General features: G+C 42.9%; 11 protein-coding genes and 1 tRNA gene. 9 read left to right on the top strand and 3 right to left on the bottom strand.

Translation table 11 applies throughout. From position 1 onward, the window contains the following. Positions 1-11: 11 nt before the first annotated feature. Complete coding sequence (locus I2I13_RS09530; protein ID WP_195649335.1) at positions 12-2846, top strand: glycoside hydrolase family 2 TIM barrel-domain containing protein; 2835 nt, start codon at positions 12-14, stop codon at positions 2844-2846. Between the two features lie 58 nt (positions 2847-2904). After that, positions 2905-3669, top strand: a complete 765-nt coding sequence (locus I2I13_RS09535; RefSeq protein ID WP_195649336.1) for a hypothetical protein — start codon at positions 2905-2907, stop codon at positions 3667-3669. 76 nt (positions 3670-3745) lie between these two features. Here I2I13_RS09535 and I2I13_RS09540 read toward each other — a convergent pair whose 3' ends face one another. Continuing rightward, positions 3746-4018 carry an HU family DNA-binding protein gene (locus tag I2I13_RS09540; RefSeq protein WP_004296482.1) on the bottom strand — a complete coding sequence of 91 codons (273 nt, stop codon included), beginning with the start codon at positions 4016-4018 and terminating at the stop codon, positions 3746-3748. Positions 4019-4239: 221 nt separating this feature from the next. On the opposite strand from I2I13_RS09540, the gene I2I13_RS09545 reads away from it, so the two are divergent. The 5 genes from I2I13_RS09545 to secDF all read left to right on the top strand — a co-directional run bounded on the left by I2I13_RS09545 (position 4240) and on the right by secDF (position 12193). Next, positions 4240-4914 carry a rhomboid family intramembrane serine protease gene (locus tag I2I13_RS09545; RefSeq protein ID WP_008776855.1) on the top strand — a complete coding sequence of 225 codons (675 nt, stop codon included), beginning with the start codon at positions 4240-4242 and terminating at the stop codon, positions 4912-4914. Then, positions 4895-5800 carry a rhomboid family intramembrane serine protease gene (locus I2I13_RS09550; RefSeq protein WP_195649337.1) on the top strand — a complete coding sequence of 302 codons (906 nt, stop codon included), beginning with the start codon at positions 4895-4897 and terminating at the stop codon, positions 5798-5800. The genes I2I13_RS09545 and I2I13_RS09550 overlap by 20 nt, the downstream gene beginning before the upstream one ends. 4 nt (positions 5801-5804) lie before the next feature. Then, on the top strand, positions 5805-6890 hold the full coding sequence (locus I2I13_RS09555) for an endonuclease/exonuclease/phosphatase family protein (protein WP_148365598.1): 1086 nt from the start codon (positions 5805-5807) through the stop codon (positions 6888-6890). A 32-nt stretch (positions 6891-6922) separates the two neighbouring features. Next, positions 6923-9007, top strand: a complete 2085-nt coding sequence (locus I2I13_RS09560) for a M3 family metallopeptidase (protein WP_195649403.1) — start codon at positions 6923-6925, stop codon at positions 9005-9007. A 165-nt stretch (positions 9008-9172) separates the two neighbouring features. Continuing rightward, positions 9173-12193 carry a protein translocase subunit SecDF gene (gene secDF / locus I2I13_RS09565; protein WP_148365599.1) on the top strand — a complete coding sequence of 1007 codons (3021 nt, stop codon included), beginning with the start codon at positions 9173-9175 and terminating at the stop codon, positions 12191-12193. Positions 12194-12368: 175 nt separating this feature from the next. On the opposite strand, the gene I2I13_RS09570 is transcribed toward secDF, so the two are convergent. Continuing rightward, positions 12369-12440 (bottom strand) — tRNA-Arg (locus I2I13_RS09570). Positions 12441-12643: 203 nt separating this feature from the next. Here I2I13_RS09570 and I2I13_RS09575 point away from each other — a divergent pair. Both I2I13_RS09575 and I2I13_RS09580 read left to right on the top strand, forming a co-directional pair. Beyond that, positions 12644-14494, top strand: a complete 1851-nt coding sequence (locus I2I13_RS09575; protein ID WP_195649338.1) for a 2-oxoacid:acceptor oxidoreductase subunit alpha — start codon at positions 12644-12646, stop codon at positions 14492-14494. Positions 14495-14497: 3 nt separating this feature from the next. Beyond that, the gene (locus I2I13_RS09580) at positions 14498-15508 is read left to right on the top strand and encodes a 2-oxoacid:ferredoxin oxidoreductase subunit beta (protein ID WP_148365601.1); all 1011 of its coding nucleotides are present in this window, start codon (positions 14498-14500) and stop codon (positions 15506-15508) included. A gap of 103 nt (positions 15509-15611) precedes the next feature. On the opposite strand, the gene I2I13_RS09585 is transcribed toward I2I13_RS09580, so the two are convergent. Beyond that, a complete protein-coding gene (locus I2I13_RS09585; protein WP_195649339.1) occupies positions 15612-17612 on the bottom strand; it encodes a RagB/SusD family nutrient uptake outer membrane protein in 2001 nt (666 codons plus the stop codon). Positions 17613-17620: the final 8 nt, after the last annotated feature.

Genomic DNA, 17620 nt, shown 5'->3' on the forward strand with positions numbered 1-17620 from the left:
ACAAATTTGATATGATAACAAAAAGAATAAAGAAGTTCTTTATCGGAATCAGTTGCTTGTGCGCAACTACGATAAATGCACAAAACACAGAGACTCTGTACCTGTCCGGAACTGGGCTGGGAAAGACCGTCACTTGGGATTTCTATTGTTCCGGTGGCATGAACAGCGGCAAATGGAGTAAAATAGAAGTGCCCTCACAGTGGGAACTGCAAGGTTTCGGGGAATATACATTCGGCCGTTTCTACCTGGTAAAGGAAACCAAGCCGAGTGATGAAACGGGGCTATACCGTTACAAGTTCAAAGTTCCCGCGGATTGGAAAGACAAGCAGGTCCGCATTGTATTCGAAGGGGTAATGACAGATACGGAAGTGAAGATAAATAACCAACTTGCAGGAGAAATTCATCAAGGAGGTTTTATCTGCTTCAATTACGACATTACTGATAAGCTCAAATTTGGTAAAAGTAATGAACTGGAAGTAAAGGTATGGAAAGAGTCTGCCAATAAATCGGTGAATGCGGCAGAACGCCGGGCCGATTGGTGGCTGTTTGGTGGCATCTACCGTCCGGTTTATCTGAAAGCTATGCCCAAGACGCACATCGAACGCATTGCCGTGAATGCAACAGCTGATGGTAAGTTGTCAACAGAAGTTTATATGAATAATCTGCCAGAGGGATATTCCTTGGCTACTTCACTGACTCCGGTAGGGGAAAGCAGAGCCATCGGAAAACAAACAAATACGTTGGGAACCGGGAATGTACAAACCATTTCGACTGACTGGAAAGGTATCCGTACCTGGGATTGCGAACACCCCAATCTCTATACGCTCCGGTTGGAACTGCTCGACAGCCAGAAGCAAATTGTACATGTACACGAAGAACGAATCGGATTCTGCACCATTGAGTTCCGCCCTAAAGACGGGATTTATGTCAATGGGACGAAAGTGATAATGAAAGGTATCAACCGCCATAGTTTCCATCCCGACGGAGGACGTACTACCAATAAAGAGATCAGCCTGCAAGATGCACTGCTTATCAAGGAAATGAATATGAATGCAGTCCGTTCTCACTATCCGCCCGACAAACATTTTCTGGATGTATGTGATTCACTGGGACTTTTCTATCTGGAAGAGTTTCCCGGTTGGCATGGAAGATATGATGAGAAAGTGGGAGAGAAATTACTAAAAGAGATGATGGCTCATGACGTGAACCACCCCTGTATCTTCTTATGGAGTAACGGCAATGAAGGCGGATGGAATAAGAAACTGGATACCCGTTTTGCTGATTATGATCCGCAAAAGCGCCATGTGATTCATCCGTGGGCAGATTTCAACCAACTGGATACGCATCATTACCCAGCCTATCAGACCGGAACCGGACGCCTTGCCAACGGATACAATGTCTTTATGCCGACAGAGTTTCTACACGGACAATATGATAAAGGACTGGGCGCAGGATTGGAAGATTATTGGAACAATTACACTTCCAATCCGTTATTTGCCGGCGGCTTCTTATGGACTTTTATTGATGAAGCCGTTTCACGCAGTGATAAAGGTGGTATCCTCGATTCTGACGGACCGAATGGCCCGGACGGTATTGTCGGTCCCAGGCGGGAAAAGGAAGGTAGCTTTTATACAGTTCGTGAAGTATGGGCACCTATCCAATTCAAAAATCTATTTATCACTCCCTCTTTCAACGGAGAATTTATGGTGAGTAATACTTATTTATTCACTAATCTAAAGGAGTGTAGTATGAAGTATCGCCTTTACGCTACTCCCTCCCCATTAAAAGGTGGTGAGCGCTCGCTATTGAATGAAGGGACAGTCAGTCTGCCGGCTATTGATCCGGGGGAAACAGGTAAAGCACGTATGCAGTTACCGGAAAACTTTTTCCTGGGTGATGTACTGGAACTGGAGGCTTATGACAGAAACGGGAAAGTGATTTGCAACTGGACGTGGCCGGTGAAGTATGCAAAAGAGTACTTTGAAACTCAACACATACAAACAACCTCTACAAAACCGGCAGAGATAAGAAAAGGAAACGAAAGCATTACTCTTTCTGCAAACGGCATTTCGGCAACGTTTAACAGCAAGGGCGGAGCATTGGTAGAGATAAAAAGCAATAAGCAAATTGTTCCTCTGAACAATGGCCCTCTACCCGTAGGAATAAAAGCCGACTTCAAAAAGGGGGAGGTACGCATGGACGGCAACGATGCCCTTTTCGTCGTAAGATATACGGGAGCCATTGATTCTATCGTTTGGCGTATGACAGCAGATGGCTTGCTGGGAATGGATGCTATTCTGCTGAACCGCGGTAATGGTGGCGGATATAAAGGTGAATTCTTTGATAAAAACATCTATTACCTGGGACTTAGTTTTTCTTTCCCGGAAAAAGAAGTAAAAGGGATGCGATGGATGGGACGTGGTCCGTATCGCGTCTGGAAAAACCGGATCAAAGGGGCAAATTATAATATTTGGGAGAAAGAATACAATAATACCGTTACCGGAGAGAGTTTCGAGCAACTGATATATCCCGAGTTCAAAGGATATCATGGCAACCTATACTGGGCAACCATGGAGTCGGACAAAGTACCGTTCACTGTTTATTCGGAAACGGATGGTTTGTACTTCCGTGTATTTACCCCGGAAGAACCGGTGCATCGCAGGGATGGAGAAAACAGTATGCATAGTTTCCCGGAAGGCGACCTTTCCTTCCTTTATGATATTCCTGCCATACGTTCTTTCAAATCAATACCGGAACAGGGACCCAAAAGCCAGCCTAGTACCATCCGTATCAAATCGGGAGACGAGGGATTGCGCATGAAACTTTGGTTTGACTTCCGTCGCTGATATATTTGGACCCATGAATCAACAACAATATAAATTTTAATTAATAACAGAAATAGCCATGAAAAAAGTACTATTAACGCTGGCATTAGTTGCTACAGCTTCATTAAGCAATGCTCAAGTATTGAGAAACAATTTTCTCAACGGATGTAAAGAGGGTGAACCGATCGAAAAAGCAGCATACGCTGCAAAGAAAGCCCCTCTTAACAAAGATGTATGGAGTGCCGCATTCAGTGAGAAAGAGCCTTATGTAGGTGAAAGTCCTGTTGCAGGCAAAGAACTGTCTTACAAAGGATACTATGAAAAAGGATTGTCGATCACTTTAGGCGGATTGCCGGAAGAAGCAACGTTCCGTCCCAGCATTTACGGATTAGAATCCGGAAGGGCGTATTCTACCGGAACGTATTACCTGTCATTCTTGGTAAATTTCTCCAAATTCAAAGCAAAAGGTTATACAGATTTTATTTCCACAAGTGCCAATCATGCTACCGGAACAAGCCGGGGATTCGTCTTCGCCTCTAACCAGGGAAACAAACTCAAATTCGGAGTAGGCATACAGAAACAACGTGGATCTGCAACCAAGACTTATGATTTGAACACGACCCACCTGATTGTATTAAAAATCGACTTTGCAAAAAATCAGGCTTCCCTGTTTATTGATCCGGAATTGAAAGACCAGGAACCTACACCGGATGCGGTAGCCACTGAAGAAGGAGTTTTGAAAGCCGGCATCAAAGGAATAATGCTTAAAAATCGCAATAATTACGCAGGGAATATAGGTAACTTCCGTTTTACAGATAGTTGGGCAGGAATTATTGGAAAATAACTATAGTCTACTTATGGATAATTAAAAAAGGTGTCTTTTAAAGGACACCTTTTTTAATTTCTTTCAACTATCTATCTTATTCAACAGCTGCAGATAATTCAGCACCAGCTTTAAATTTAGCTACTTTCTTAGCAGGAATAGTAATAGTTGCCTTTGTAGAAGGGTTAATACCAGTTCTTTCAGCTCTTTCGCTTACTGAGAAAGTACCAAAACCTACGAGAGATACTTTGTCACCAGCTTTCATAGCGTTAGTAACTGAAGTGATGAAAGCATCAAGTGCTTTTTTTGCATCGGCTTTGCTCATTTGAGCTTCAGCAGCCATTGCACTAATAAGATCAGACTTATTCATAATACGTAAAATGATTAATTAATATATATGTTACACAAAAGATTATCCCACAATGGATTGATTTCACAAATATAGCCGAACAAAACAACATATCAAATAAAAACATAAAAAAAACGCAGCAAATTATTGAAAAAGAGCTAATAGGAAGCATTTTTCATGCTTTAAAACAGAATTTATTCGTACTTTTGCGTCTATTATCTAAATATTCAGAAATTAAAATGATGCCAACTGTAACTAAAAACCTGATAATTATCAATGTACTAGTATTTTTCGGAACAATCGTAGCCCAACGTTACGGTCTGGATTTAACGAATTATCTGGGATTACATTTTTTCCTTGCAAGTGACTTTAATCCGGCGCAGCTAATCACTTATATGTTCATGCACGGCGGATTCAGCCACATTTTCTTTAATATGTTTGCCGTTTTTATGTTCGGACCGATTCTCGAACAAACCTGGGGCCCCAAACGTTTCCTCTTCTACTATATTCTATGCGGTATCGGTGCGGGACTTATTCAAGAAGGAGTACAGTATATTCAATATGTAACGGAACTTAGTCACTACGCACAAGTGAATATAGGTACAGGCGTTATCCCAATGGAAGAGTATCTGAACATGATGACCACCGTAGGTGCTTCGGGAGCCGTTTACGCCATATTGCTGGCATTCGGTATGTTATTTCCCAATAACCGGTTGTTTATCTTCCCGCTGCCTTTTCCTATCAAAGCGAAGTTCTTCGTTATAGGATATGCCGCAATTGAATTATGGTCAGGACTTGCCAATAGCGCCGGAGACAATGTCGCTCACTTTGCACATTTGGGAGGAATGCTGTTCGGATTGATCCTGATTTTGTACTGGAGAAAAAAAAGCAATAACAATGGGACATATTATAGCTGATTTAAAGGAGACATTCAGAAGAGGAAATATTTTTATCCAACTGATTTATATCAACGTAGGCATCTTTGTAATCGGCACGTTGATCAACGTTTTCTTACGACTGTTTGAAGTAAGCACCCCCGATATATTCGGTATATTTGCCCTGCCGGCATCCTTTATCGGATTTATTCATCAGCCGTGGTCGTTATTTACTTATATGTTTATGCATGCCGGCATCCTGCATATTCTATTCAATATGCTTTGGCTGTATTGGTTCGGAAGTTTGTTTCTCTACTTTTTCTCGGCAAAACATTTAAGAGGTTTATACGTACTGGGAGGTATTTGTGGAGGTTTGCTGTATATGGTTGCCTACAATGTATTTCCTTTATTCAGCTCGCAAGTAGCGGGAGCAACATTAGTAGGAGCATCGGCCTCCGTGTTAGCCATCGTAGCTGCCACAGCTTATCGTGAGCCTAATTACAGGGTACAACTTTTTCTTTTCGGTGCCATCCGTCTCAAATATCTGGCACTGATCGTTATCGGAATTGATGTATTGTCCATTACCTCAAGCAATGCCGGAGGACATATCGCCCACTTAGGCGGTGCCCTTGCAGGACTTTGGTTTGCCGCCAGCCTAAGCAAAGGAACTGATTTAACTTCTTGGATCAACTGGATTCTGGATGGTTTCATCTCCCTGTTTCAGAAAAAAACATGGAAACGGAAACCGAAAATGAAAGTACACTATGGCAACAGTGCTACCGGTCGTGAGAAGGATTATGATTACAACGCTCAAAAGAAAGCACAGTCTGATGAAGTAGACCGTATCCTGGAAAAACTAAAAAAATCCGGCTACGACAGTCTGACAACAGAAGAAAAGAAAAGCTTGTTCGACGCAAGCAAAAGATAAAAGAATGGAACATATTGGCAAATTTGTCACATATCTGATACTTGCTGTCAACGCTCTCTTTGTGGGAACGTTGATATTAAGTGCTTATAGCCCTTACCTTAACCCGAAAATAAATCCACTTGCCTCCAGTCTGGGACTTGCATTTCCGATATTCCTGACTATTAATCTAATTTTTATCGGTTTCTGGGCATTCGTCAATTACCGCTATGCTCTTTTGCCCGCCATTGGCCTTCTCATTTGTATTCCACAGATACGGACTTATATCCCTTTCAACTCCACCACTAAAACTATTCCGGAAGGAAGCATCAAAATCCTGTCGTACAATGTAATGAGTTTCAGCAATCTGGAGAAGAAAGGCGGAAAGAACCCGATATTGTCTTATCTTGCAGATAGCAATGCCGATATTATCTGTCTGCAAGAATATAACACTGCTACCAACAAAAAGTATCTGACAGAACAGGATGTAAAAAAAGCATTGAAGGCCTATCCTTACCAATCCATCCACCAGCAAGGAAAAGGAGATGTTCAGCTTGCCTGTTTCTCCAAATTCCCTATACTTTCGACACATCCTATCGAATATAAAAGCAATTATAACGGTTCCATGAGATATGTACTGAATGTGAATAACGACACTCTTACATTAATCAACAATCATCTGGAATCTAACAAACTCACCAAAGAAGACAGAGGGATTTATGAAGATATGATTAAAGACCCGAATGCCAGGAAAGTAAAAACCGGACTCAGACAGTTAATAAGAAAACTAGCGGAAGCATCGGCCATTCGGGCTTCACAAGCAGATTCCGTGGCGAGAGTCATTGCCGAAAGTAAATACCCGACAACCATCGTATGCGGTGATTTCAACGATGGTTCCATTTCGTACACACACCGCATCCTGACTCAAGAGCTGGACGACGCATTCACACAATCCGGCAAAGGTCTGGGGATCTCCTACAATCTGAACAAGTTCTATTTCCGCATAGACAACATCTTGCTCAGTCCCAACCTGAAGGCCTACAATTGCACCGTAGACCGGTCTATCAAGGCATCAGACCATTACCCGATCTGGTGCTATATCAGTAAACGATGAGAACTGAAAACTCTAATAAAAAAACACTTATGATGATTAAAAAGACACTAACCATTTTAGCAGTAAGTTGTATGATGTACTCCTGTGCTACGAAAACAGAAAGCAATCCTTTCTTTACAGAGTTTCAAACCGAGTATGGTGTTCCTTCTTTTGACAAGATTGAATTAGAGCACTATGAACCTGCCTTTTTAAAAGGTATAGAAGAACAGAATCAAAACATCGAAGCCATCATCGAAAGTCCGGAAATTCCGACATTCGAAAATACGATTGTAGCTTTAGATAACAGCGCACCTATCTTAGACCGGGTAAGCGCCATTTTCTTCAATATGACAGATGCGGAAACTACTGATTCGCTGACCGCACTTTCCATCAAACTGGCACCGGTTCTTTCGGAACATAATGATAATATCTCCCTGAATGGGAAACTATTCAAACGGGTGAACGATGTCTACCAAAAGAAAGATTCATTGAATCTGACGTCGGAGCAAGAACGTCTGCTGGACAAGACTTATAAAAGATTTGTCCGTTCCGGAGCAAACCTTAGCGAAAAAGATCAAGCTCGCCTCCGCGAAATCAACAAGAAGCTTTCTACACTTGGTATCACTTTCAGCAACAATGTGTTGAATGAGAATAATGCTTTCCAACTTTTCGTTGACAAGGAAGAAGATCTGGCAGGATTGCCTGAATGGTTCCGCCAAAGTGCCGCTGAAGAAGCGAAAGCAGCCGGACAACCGGGAAAATGGTTGTTCACCTTGCACAACGCCAGCCGTCTGCCTTTCCTGCAATATTCAGAAAATCGCCCTCTCCGGGAGCAAATATACAAAGCTTATATCAACCGCGGCAACAACAACGATGGAAATGACAACAAGGAAAATATCCGCAAAATCGTTTCTCTCCGCCTGAAAAAAGCGAACTTATTAGGTTTCGACTGTTACGCAAACTTCGTCCTGGATGAAACCATGGCAAAGAACGCCAGCAACGTAATGAGCCTTCTGAACAATCTATGGAGCTATGCACTCCCCAAAGCGAAAGCAGAAGCTGGCGAACTCCAAAAGTTAATGGACAAGGAAGGAAAAGGAGAAAAGCTGGAAGCATGGGACTGGTGGTATTACACCGAAAAATTGCGGAAAGAAAAATACAATCTGTCAGAAGAAGATACAAAACCTTACTTCAAACTGGAAAATGTACGCGATGGTGCTTTCGCCGTAGCCAACAAATTATATGGCATCACCCTAAGCAAACTGGAAGGCATACCGACTTATCACCCGGATGTAGAAGTCTTTGAGGTGAAAGACGCAGATGGTTCCCAGCTCGGTATCTTCTATGTAGACTATTTCCCACGTTCCGGGAAAAGCGGGGGTGCATGGATGAGCAACTACCGTGAGCAATGCGGAACAACCCGTCCGTTGGTATGCAATGTTTGTAGTTTTACCAAGCCGATAGGCGACACTCCTTCTTTATTGACCATGGATGAAGTGGAAACCTTGTTCCACGAATTTGGTCACGCCCTGCACGGACTGCTGACCAAATGTGAATACAAAGGAACATCAGGAACCAATGTGGTACGTGACTTTGTAGAACTCCCTTCTCAAATCAACGAGCACTGGGCGACTGAACCGGAAGTGCTGAAAATGTATGCCAAACATTATCAAACAGGAGAAGTGATACCCGACGAAATCATCGAGAAGATACTGCAACAGAAAACTTTCAACCAGGGCTTCATGACCACCGAATTACTGGCTGCCGCCATCCTCGACATGAACCTGCACACGATGACAGATGTAAAGAATCTGGATATGCTTGCATTCGAAAAAGAAGCGATGGACAAGCTTAATTTGATTCCCGAAATAGCACCGCGTTATCGTGTGACTTACTTCAACCATATCATTGGCGGATACGCGGCCGGATACTATAGCTACCTATGGGCCAACGTATTGGACAATGATGCTTTCGAAGCTTTCAAAGAACACGGAATCTTTGATAAAAACACCGCCGACCTGTTCCGCCATAACGTATTGGAGAAGGGAGACAGCGAAGACCCGATGGTGCTTTATAAAAATTTCCGTGGAACGGAACCAAGCCTGGAACCACTACTGAAAAACAGAGGAATGAAATAATTCAGCAAAAAAGCCCTTAAACATCAAATATTTGAGGGCTTCTTACATATAAATGTGAAAAAAAAACTATATTTGCAGCCTTGTATACGGCAAAAAGAACTTGTGTACGACAGAATTTAACTGAAAATTAAATTAAAAAAGTAATCATCATAAATTAAAAGTAAAATGCAAAACAAAGGATTTGTAAAGGTTTTTGCGGTACTACTCACATTGGTATGTTTGTTCTACCTTTCCTTCTCCTTCGTAACACGCCATTATACCAACAAGGCGAAAGAAGTTGCGAACGGTGACCCGAAAGTGGAACAAGACTACCTCGACTCTCTCTCCAATGAGAAAGTATGGTTGGGTAACTGGACGCTGAAACAATGTCGTGAGATGGAGATTAGTTTAGGTTTGGACCTAAAGGGTGGTATGAACGTTATCCTTGAAGTATCTGTACCTGATGTTATCAAAGCACTGGCTGACAACAAGCCGGATGAAGCTTTCAACAATGCATTGGCAGAAGCTGCAAAACAGGCTGTCAACAGCCAGGACGATATCATCACCCTGTTTGTTAGAGAATATCACAAAGCTGCTCCTAACGCAAAACTTTCCGAACTCTTCGCAACACAACAGTTGAAAGACAAAGTTAACCAAAAATCATCGGATGCAGAAGTTGAAAAAGTATTGAGAACAGAAGTAAAAGCTGCTGTTGAGAACTCATATAACGTACTTCGTACCCGTATCGACCGTTTCGGTGTTGTTCAGCCGAATATCCAGAGCCTGGAAGACAAAATGGGGCGTATCATGGTGGAATTGCCGGGTATCAAAGAGCCGGAACGTGTGAGAAAACTTCTCCAAGGTTCTGCTAACCTGGAATTCTGGGAAACTTATACAGCTAAAGAAGTTCTTCCTGCCATGCAATCTGCAGACGCTAAATTGCGCGCTATATTGGCACAGGAGACAGATGTAGACTCTGCCGCTGTAGATTCTTCCAAAGAAGCTCCGCTTGCAGAAGCTACTCCGGCCAAGAAAAGCGTAAGTGCTGCCGACAGTCTTGCTGCTGCCCTGAAAGGAGATGCAGTTGCTGAAGAGAATTCAACAGCCAACCTAGCAGAAATTAAAAAACAATATCCTCTGCTGGCTATCCTGCAATTAAACTCTAGCGGACAAGGTCCTGTCATCGGTTACGCTAACTACAAAGATACTGCTGATATCAACAAATATCTGGCTATGCCGGAAGTTAAAGCAGAACTCCCGAAAGACCTTCGTCTGAAATGGGGTGTTTCTCCTTCTGAATTTGACAAGAAAGGACAGACTTTCGAATTATATGCTATCAAGTCTACCGAACGTAACGGCAAAGCTCCGTTGGAAGGCGATGTAGTAACAGATGCGAAAGACGAATTCGACCAATACAGCAAACCGGCTGTCAGCATGACAATGAACTCTGACGGTGCACGTCGTTGGGCACAGTTGACCAAACAGAACATCGGCCGTTCTATTGCTATCGTTCTTGATAACTATGTATATTCTGCACCAAACGTAAACTCTGAAATCACAGGTGGACGTTCACAGATTACAGGTCATTTTACCCCTGAACAAGCAAAAGACTTGGCAAACGTATTGAAATCAGGTAAGATGCCGGCTCCGGCTCACATCGTACAGGAAGATATCGTTGGTCCGTCATTGGGTCAAGAATCTATCAATGCAGGTGTATTCTCATTCGTAGTGGCTCTGATTCTGTTGATGATCTATATGTGTATGATGTACGGCTTCATACCGGGTATGATTGCCAATGGTGCATTGTTCCTGAACTTCTTCTTCGTATTAGGTGTCCTCTCCTCCTTCCAGGCAGCATTGACAATGTCCGGTATTGCCGGTATGGTGTTGTCACTAGGTATGGCAGTGGATGCGAACGTACTTATCTACGAACGTACAAAAGAAGAACTTCGTGCGGGTAAAGGTGTGAAGAAAGCACTTGCTGACGGTTATTCCAACGCATTCTCCGCTATCTTCGACTCGAACCTGACATCCATCATCACAGGTATCATTCTGTTTAACTTCGGTACCGGTCCGATCCGTGGTTTTGCCACGACATTGATTATCGGTATTCTGGTATCCTTCTTCACCGCTGTGTTCATGACTCGTATAGTTTACGAACACTTCATGAACAAGGACAAACTGTTGAACCTTACATTCACAACCCCTGTTTCAAGAAACTTGATGACCAACACACGTTTTGATTTTATGGGAACAAACAAAAAATCCCTTATCATCACTGTAGCCATCATCCTCGTTTGTATCGGTTCATTTGCCATGCGTGGTTTAAGTCAGAGTATCGACTTTACCGGTGGACGTAATTTCAAAGTACAATTCGAGAATCCGGTAGAACCCGAACAGATTCGTGAATTGATCTCCAGCAAGTTCGGTGATGCTAACGTTAGTGTTATCGCTATCGGTACAGACAAGAAAACTGTACGTATCAGTACCAACTACCGTATTGAAGATGCAGGAAACGATGTTGACTCTCAAATCGAAGCATACTTATATGAGACTTTGAAACCTGTGCTGACTCAAAACATCACTCTAGCTACCTTTATCGACCGTGATAATCACACAGGTGGTAGTATTGTAAGTTCTCAAAAAGTGGGTCCAAGTATCGCAGACGATATCAAGACAGGTGCTATTTATTCTGTAGTATTGGCATTGATCGCTATCGGTCTGTATATCTTAATCCGTTTCCGCAACATCGCATATAGTATTGGCTCTATCGTAGCTCTATCGTGCGATACCATCATGATTATCGGTGCTTACTCATTGTTATGGGGCATCGTTCCATTCTCACTGGAAATCGATCAAACATTCATTGGGGCTATCCTGACAGCTATCGGTTACTCTATCAATGACAAGGTGGTAATCTTCGACCGTGTGCGTGAGTTCTTCGGCCTGTATCCGAAACGTGACAAACGTCAGTTGTTCAACGATTCATTGAACACTACACTTGCACGTACTATCAATACATCATTAAGTACATTGATCGTATTGCTGTGTATCTTCATCCTTGGCGGTGATTCAATCCGCAGCTTTGCATTCGCAATGATCTTGGGTGTTGTTATCGGTACATTGTCATCACTGTTCATTGCATCTCCGATTGCATACAACATGATGAAGAACAAAAAAGTTGTACCAGTAACTACGGAAGAATAATAAATTCCAGAAATAGAAAAAGCCTCTTCCGAACAATTCGGTAGAGGCTTTTTCTATTGATTATTAAAACAAATAGAAGCTATAAGACGTTCATCTTAAAAGAAGCCATTGTTAAACTTAAAACCAGATACAGCATGAAAGCAAACCAAAACAACTTCTCACAGATTCTCCGTAGTAGCCCCGAGGGGAATCGAACCCCTATCTAAAGTTTAGGAAACTTCTATTCTATCCGTTGAACTACAAGGCCGCTTCAAATTTGCTTGCAAAGATAACGGTTTCTGTCGATTTAACAAGAATAAAAATACAGGTTCCTTTCAGATATTTCAAATAATTGGCGTCAATAGGACAATAAAGTTCGATTTATTTTGATAATTCGATTAACTTTCCGACCTTTGCGCTCACAAATTGAAAGTAAAATCAGTTTTTAAATTAAATATAGTAATTAAAGTTATGGCAGACGAAATGATGGTTAAAGAATTGGAGGAAGTAGTAGTACGTTTCTCCGGCGACTCCGGCGACGGTATGCAGCTGGCCGGCAACATCTTCTCGAACGTGTCGGCTACGGTAGGAAATGACATCTGTACATTCCCCGACTACCCGGCAGACATCCGCGCCCCGCAAGGTTCACTGACCGGTGTTTCCGGTTTTCAGGTCCACATCGGTGCCGGACAGGTTTACACTCCCGGAGACCGTTGCCACGTATTAGTGGCTATGAATCCTTCCGCACTGAAAACACAAATCAAATTCTGTAAACCGCAAGGACTTATCATTACCGACTCCGACTCATTCGAAGCCAGAGATTTGGAAAAAGCACAATTCAAGACTGACAATCCTTTTGAGGAATTAGGCATAAAACAGGAAGTGCTGGAAGTTCCCATCTCTTCCATGTGTAAAGAGAGCCTGAAAGACTCCGGACTAGACAATAAATCAGCACTCCGTTGTAAGAACATGTTCGCACTCGGACTGGTTTGCTGGTTGTTCAACCGCAACCTTGCCGCTGCTGAAAAAATGTTGCGTGAGAAATTCGCCAAGAAACCCGAAATTGCAGAAGCTAATATTAAGGTATTGAACGATGGTTTCAACTATGGTGCCAACACACATGCTTCTGTCTCTACTTATAAAATTGAAAGTAAAGCTCCGAAATCAAAAGGACTTTATACAGATATCAACGGAAATAAAGCAACGGCTTATGGCTTGATTGCTGCTGCCGAGAAAGCAGGTCTGGAACTCTACCTGGGTTCTTATCCTATCACTCCGGCCACTGATATTCTGCACGAATTAGCTAAACATAAATCACTGGGAGTAAAAACCGTACAGTGCGAAGATGAAATCGCAGGTTGTGCTTCTGCCGTTGGTGCCGCTTTTGCCGGTGCTTTGGCTGTAACGACTACTTCCGGCCCCGGTATTTGTTTGAAAAGTGAGGCTATGAACCTTGCTGTAATTGGCGAACTTCCATTGGTGATTGTGAATGTGCAACGTGGCGGTCCGTCAACAGGTTTGCCTACTAAATCAGAACAGACAGACTTATTGCAGGCACTTTACGGACGCAATGGTGAAAGTCCAATGCCGGTGATTGCCGCAACTTCACCGACAAACTGTTTCGATGCCGCATACATGGCATGTAAAATTGCTCTGGAACACATGACTCCGGTTGTACTGCTGACAGATGCTTTCGTTGCTAACGGCTCGGCTGCCTGGAAACTTCCTAACTTAAACGAATATCCTGCCATCAATCCTCCATACGTGACTCCGGGCATGGCTGGTAACTGGACTCCATACCAACGCAATGAAGAAACCGGTGCACGTTACTGGGCGATTCCGGGAACTGAAGGATTCATGCACCGCATCGGTGGTCTTGAAAAGAGCAATGAAACAGGTGCGATCTCTACCGAACCTGAAAACCATAATAAGATGGTTCATCTCCGCCAAGCTAAAGTGGATAAGATTGCAGACTATATCCCCGAACTCGAAGTACTGGGTGATGAAGATGCAGATTTACTGATTGTTGGTTGGGGCGGCACGTATGGTCATCTCCGTCTGGCTATGGACTTTATGCGCGATCATGGAAAGAAAGTGGCTTTCGCACACTTCCAGTACATCAACCCGCTGCCAAAGAATACAGCCGATGTATTGCGTAAATACAAGAAGATCGTAGTAGCTGAACAGAATTTGGGACAATTCGCAGGTTTTTTACGGATGAAGATACCCGGATTGAACATCAGCCAGTTCAACCAAGTGAAAGGACAACCTTTCGTTACGAGAGAATTGATAGATGCATTCACTAAATTATTGGAGGAATAAAAGATGAGCGATAAAGTATATACCGTACAAGATTATAAATCAGGCCAACCTCGCTGGTGTCCGGGATGCGGTGACCACGCTTTCCTGAACTCACTGCACAAAGCTATGGCCGAATTGGGAGTAGCTCCGCACAATATTGCCGTCATTTCCGGTATCGGTTGTTCTTCCCGCCTGCCCTACTATGTAAATACGTATGGCTTCCACACGATTCACGGACGTGCCGCTGCTGTTGCAACAGGTGCAAAAGTGGCCAACCCTGATTTGACAATCTGGCAAATTTCCGGTGACGGTGACGGTCTGGCAATTGGTGGTAACCACTTCATCCACGCATTACGCCGTAACATCGATTTGAATATGATCCTGCTGAACAACCGTATCTACGGTTTGACAAAGGGACAATATTCACCGACTTCGGAACGTGGACTTGTTACGAAATCATCTCCTTACGGTACCGTAGAAGATCCATTCCATCCGGCAGAACTTGCTTTTGGTGCCCGTGGACATTTCTTTGCACGTTGTATTGCAGTAGACGGTGCCGCTTCTGTAGAGGTATTGAAAGCTGCTGCTAATCACAAAGGCGCCTCTGTTATAGAAGTTCTGCAAAACTGCGTGATCTTCAACGATGGCACTCATGCTTCTGTAGCCACCAAAGAAGGACGTGCCAAGAACGCTATCTATCTGGAACATGGCAAACCCATGTTGTTTGGTGAAAACAAGGAATTCGGATTGATGCAGGAAGGTTTCGGACTGAAAGTGGTGAAACTTGGTGAAAATGGTATCACAGAAAAAGATATTCTTATTCACGATGCCCACTGCCAAGATAATACGCTTCAGTTGAAACTAGCGTTAATGGAAGGTCCTGATTTCCCGATTGCACTCGGTGTGATCCGCGATGTAGATGCTCCAACCTACAATGATGCTGTAATTGGACAGATTGAAGAAATCAAAGGCAAGAAGAAATATCATAATTTCCAGGAGCTGTTGATGACGAATGATACTTGGGAAGTGAAGTAATCCACCACTTCAATCCATAAAATAATAAAGGCGTAGACAAGAGAATCAACTCTCTTTCTACGCCTTTCATTCTTTCTATCGTGTAACCTATATTTATATCAACCTATTCGAGAGCAGTGCCACCCACTTTTTCCGGCCAATACGGATTCTGATAAATAACAGAATTATCTGTACTATTATCAGGAGACGCAAGTCTCATTTCATTAATAGCAACCGGGCTCAAATAGTTGGCCTTAGCCCAAGAATATCCATCATATACCTGATTATTGATTCTCACCTTGCTAAAAGGACGAATATACTTGAATGCTCTGGAGGAAATATTAGAAGTAGCATCATCCGGATCATCTTTTAAAGTAACGTCTTCCGGAAGTTCATAAGTTTTATAAGCCTCTTCCCAAAAGTTATACCCTTCAGGAATAAACTTATTAGTAAGTACGCCATCCCAAGCTCTCCAACGCACCAGGTCATCCCAACGCATTCCTTCGCCAATAAACTCGCAACGACGTTCGCGACGGATATTATATAAGGTAGCATCCACTTCATACGAACCGGGATGAGCGGCCAAATCCGTCTCCTTATTCATATCGGTATTGTCAATGGTTGTCTGGAAATTGCCTGTAATGCCTGCCCGATTGCGTACTGCATCCCAATAGCTTTTCGCTTTACCGTCTACCTTATTATTACGCAAATAGTAGGCTTCCAGATAATTCAGATAAGCTTCGACACCACGAAAGATAATGCAGCCTGTAGTCGATTGCGACTGACCGGAAATAATCTGCTTATTATTATATGTCAAGCATTTCCGAATCCGATACCCTGTATTATCAGATGTTTGGGCTTCCAATGATATAATATTAGGCTGTTTGAATTCTTCAAGTGCAGGCTCTTCTGTCGAACTGGATGGAAGCAAATCCTTCTCGCCCAAAACAAACATTTGCAGACGCAGATCACGATTCTCTTTCACATCCATGATAGTTTTGTCACCTTTATATTCATTTCCTGCTGCATAATAGGGAAGTCCGTCTTCCATGACAAAACAATCTACAAAACTCTTCAGCATACCATTATTGCCTCCACTAAAAATATAAGCCGGTGTACCATGCGTGATTGACACGCCACTACCATTCATATATTGCTTCCAGAAAAGAACTTCGGAATAACTGCTCATATCTTCTTCCGCAAACATCTCGAAATACGGATTCCAGCCAACAATCCCCGATATGTTTTTCGGATTGGTCAGACCGGTATTATTGGTCAAAGTAATATCATCAGCCACCTGTTCCGCTGCTTTCATAGCCTCATCCAGAAAGAAATTGATTTCATTATCCATGTTCGTGGAGAAATCGGTATGTATTCTCTTACCCGGCCAGGTCGCATCCCCTGGCACACGCCCTGTCCCTTTATGATACTTTTCAAATGTAGCCTCATACAAAGCAACACGCGACTTTATTAATAACGCACAATTCTTTGTTAATCGTGTTTTGTTTCCTGAAATATCATCCACCATATATTTGGCGGCGGAATCGAGCTGATTGATGATAAAACGAGCTACGAGATTACGCGGCTGACGAACAGATTTCTCTATCAAAACAGACTGATCATCCGGCAAGACTTCGGTTATAATTGGAAAATCTCCGAATGATTTCAGCTTACTGTAATAAATCCATGCACGGATAAAGTACATTTCGCCGACATAGTGAAGAATCTGTTCACGATTGCCCTCAATCTTGCCCGCCTCGAATTTAGGAAGCACATTTTCGAAGAAATAATTGCAATAGCGGATTTGAGTAAAATCCCAGCCACCTCCAGTATTAGGAACACGCCACTGGTCTTTCTCAAAATAGGTAGAAGAATATCCTCCGGCTACCATATTATCTGTATTCTGGTCATTGTTCACTGTACCGACTCCATATCCACCATGCGTTGAAAAGATACTGTTGTACTGCGAGATACTATATGCAGCCAAGTGGTCCGTCGTATTGAAATACTCTTGCGGAGTCACCTGATCCAGAGGCGCCATATCCAGAAAATCATTACAAGATGTAAGCGACCACGTAGCTCCTGCCATCAAGATTGTTTGTAATATAATATGTTTCAGTTTCATAAGCCTTA

Source organism: Bacteroides sp. D55t1_190419_B8 (assembly GCF_015558905.1).
GTDB classification, from domain to species: domain Bacteria; phylum Bacteroidota; class Bacteroidia; order Bacteroidales; family Bacteroidaceae; genus Bacteroides; species Bacteroides vicugnae.